The sequence below is a fragment of the Methanosarcinales archaeon genome (assembly GCA_014859725.1).
Taxonomy (GTDB): Archaea; Halobacteriota; Methanosarcinia; order Methanosarcinales; family Methanocomedenaceae; genus Kmv04.
Window position 1 is genome coordinate 1 of sequence record JACUTQ010000226.1, and the last position, 2889, is coordinate 2889.

General features: G+C 38.6%; 4 protein-coding genes. All 4 read right to left on the reverse strand.

Translation table 11 applies throughout. The features are described from left to right. Positions 1 to 182: 182 nt before the first annotated feature. Positions 183 to 1463 carry a TIGR02710 family CRISPR-associated protein gene (locus IBX40_12490; protein MBE0525127.1) on the reverse strand — a complete coding sequence of 427 codons (1281 nt, stop codon included), beginning with the start codon at positions 1461 to 1463 and terminating at the stop codon, positions 183 to 185. 2 nt (positions 1464 to 1465) lie between these two features. Further along, on the reverse strand, positions 1466 to 1642 hold the full coding sequence (locus IBX40_12495) for a hypothetical protein (protein MBE0525128.1): 177 nt from the start codon (positions 1640 to 1642) through the stop codon (positions 1466 to 1468). Between the two features lie 269 nt (positions 1643 to 1911). Beyond that, positions 1912 to 2235, reverse strand: coding sequence for a hypothetical protein (locus IBX40_12500; protein ID MBE0525129.1), 324 nt, complete (start codon positions 2233 to 2235; stop codon positions 1912 to 1914). Further along, positions 2232 to 2699 (reverse strand): C39 family peptidase, encoded by a 468-nt coding sequence (locus IBX40_12505; protein ID MBE0525130.1) that lies wholly within the window; start codon positions 2697 to 2699, stop codon positions 2232 to 2234. The genes IBX40_12500 and IBX40_12505 overlap by 4 nt, the downstream gene beginning before the upstream one ends. Positions 2700 to 2889 lie beyond the last annotated feature (190 nt).

Genomic DNA, 2889 nt, shown 5'->3' on the forward strand with positions numbered 1-2889 from the left:
TAGAAGAGGGAGAGCGAGTAATCGCTCTTTCTTATTCGGCGATAAAAAATAAATCTGTGCAAATCCGTCTAATCAGTGTCATCAGTGTTCGATTCAGACAAAATTTGATGACCATAAAAAGGCATACCTTTTTGGAAAACGATACAGATTTAGCCAAATAATATCCTTAATATGTTCAGTATTCAGGTATGAAGGATATCTCTGCCTGGCAGCTGCTCCATTTCTATATTCAATCCTATCTCGCCAGCTGTTTCCAGAATAAATCCTGTAATTCTGTCTTTCACAAAAAGATAATCTTCTTCTTTCAGAGGAGTCTGACCATGACCACCGGAAATAGATGAATTTCGTCTTTTTACTGCATCTATAATCCTTCCTTCGTTTTGATCAAACTTCAACCCGAAGGGGTCTCCCAGTTTGAAAAGCAAAATATAGTCCTCCCTTAGGCCCAGTAAAAGTTTCTCATCCCTTATGCGCTCTTTGTATTCCGCTTGAAGGTTTTCGGGAAGTTGCTCCAATCTCAGATCTCCGGTTTTATATCCATATTCTTTTTCCAGTCTGATCTGTGCAAACATCTCAGCTGCACGATATAACCTGGCAATTGCATCATCATAATGTTTCTGAACTGCCCTTCGTTCTGCATTATTTAGCAGGTCTGAAACCAGTTCATAGCCAGTTGATTTTGTTTTTCCAAGAATTTTTTTCAGGTTGATGATATAGGAAGAAAATCTGGATCCATGAGGCTCAAGTAATTCCAATGCTTCAGGGTGGTTAAATTTATCCCAGAGGTCAAAGGCTTCACAGATCACTCTCGCTTCAATCAATTTATCCCGTGAAGATTTATCAAGTGGTTTTAACAGTATCTCAGAAATCGAAGGAATCACAAAACCGTAATGGTAGTTGTCTAATAATCCCTCAAAGAAATCCATTTGATATTGACAAAATATCCTCCATTTATCAATAACCACTGGTGCATCCCCTGACCGTACTTTGATCAAATCCTGTCTCGGGCCAATATTTAATGAGAGGTCCCACTGCTGCGTCATTATACCCACTAACGCTAACGCTGCCGACATGGTCTTTGTTCCACCCGTATAGTTAGCGATTACCTGGCTATTATCATATTTCTCTTTTATTGTTTCTGCCAGATTGAGAAGCTTTTCGTAACATTCAGTTAAATCGTCAGGGTCATCAATGGTAACTATTTCATACTGTCCTTTCTCCAGCCCGGTTTGAAATACTATTGCTTTACCCCTGGGATTACCAGGATAATATTCATAACCACATTCTGTACACTTAGATTTTCTTTTATCACCACATGGATCACCCGGGCTGTCTATGGTCCTCTCACTTCCCTTTGGTCCTGATGAGCAGAAGAAGTAGACCAAATCAGGTTTGTAAATTTTTATTGCATTTATGATTGGCTCAGGTGAACCTCCAACCGAGAGTACGAGTATCTTTTCCATACTTATTCTCCTTGAATTTCAGACTTCCTGTTACGAAGGCATTGTCCAGGTTTTGTAAGGGTAATAAACTCAGGAAAATCCCCTTCAAATGCTATTTCACCCAGCAAATAGCTCATTTCCCACTTTCCATCGCAATGAAGTCTTACAAGCCTGTGTAACCTACTTAATAGATTTCTCATTATTATGATGAAATTTATATCAACTGTATTTTTCCCTTAATATTTTATCCTTTTGAGTGTGAAAAAGCGAAATATAACTTATAATATTTGGTTATACTGCTAATCCCAAACCATACCAAACCCCCTACCCCCACTTCCGCTTACATTCCGACTTTTTCAAAAGCATCTTTCAAAGCCTTCATTTAGAGTAGTAATTTGCGAACCAGAACTACAAATGCTAACCTCAAACGCCCCTTTGCCATTTCATTTGGTAGGGTAAACTCCCCCCGTCACCCGTACACAGTCACATCCGGTACTGTCTCTTTGATTCGCGCCAGTGCATCAGCCGGCACATCAATCAGTACGCGTTCTTCCTTGAGTTTGGATCTGAGTATTTTCAACATCTGCTCACCAGGTGTTACATAGACAATTGTTTTCTCATTCTCGAAGTGCATTTCTCCAACTATCAATATGCCGTGTGGGGTTTTGGAGATTATCTTCACATTCCATGTTTTTGTGCTGTTGTCGTAATACACATCTCCGGCAGATATGTGATTTCCCATATTTTCTATAAGGTACTCCTTAGCAGTTTCATACATTTCTCTGGACTTCATTGTTTCACCTTTTGAAGTTTGATTACCCAGCATTTTAAAGCTGACCATGCCTGCATAAACCTATCAATACTACATTTTGCATTTTTACCATCTGGAATATCTGGATCATGATAGGTAATATTGTTTTTATCTAATCCTGTGATCACTATAAAATGACCGAAACCTTGTATTCCTCCATATAGTATTCCGGCATCAAGCAATATAATGACTGGATTGCCATTTTCTAATGTATATTTTAAATAATTTAGATCTTCATTTTTAAAAGCACCTGCATCGAATCCAAAAACTTTTGAACCTTTTGCCAGTTGCAATGGAGTGGTGCCAAGTTCGGTTGTGCCGCATGCCTTTGATACATCTTCTTCTGATGCCGAAGTGCCAAAGTATTTTAGCAGCATTCTAAGGCATGCCGGACCACAGGTATACCATTTCTCTTGTTTGTAGTATGGTACTTCTGATACTTCCATTAACCATTTTTTGTTTTATAGTCTGATATAATTTCCGACTGGCACTTCACATTAAGGTATTCCAATCTTTAGAATCAAAAATAGCAATTTTAATCCCATAAAAACATACCCACACAAATCAGTGAAGAGCTGAAAAAAAGGAGATCGAGAAACCTAAAAGGATAATGTTTCAATCCCCTAAAACGGGTCT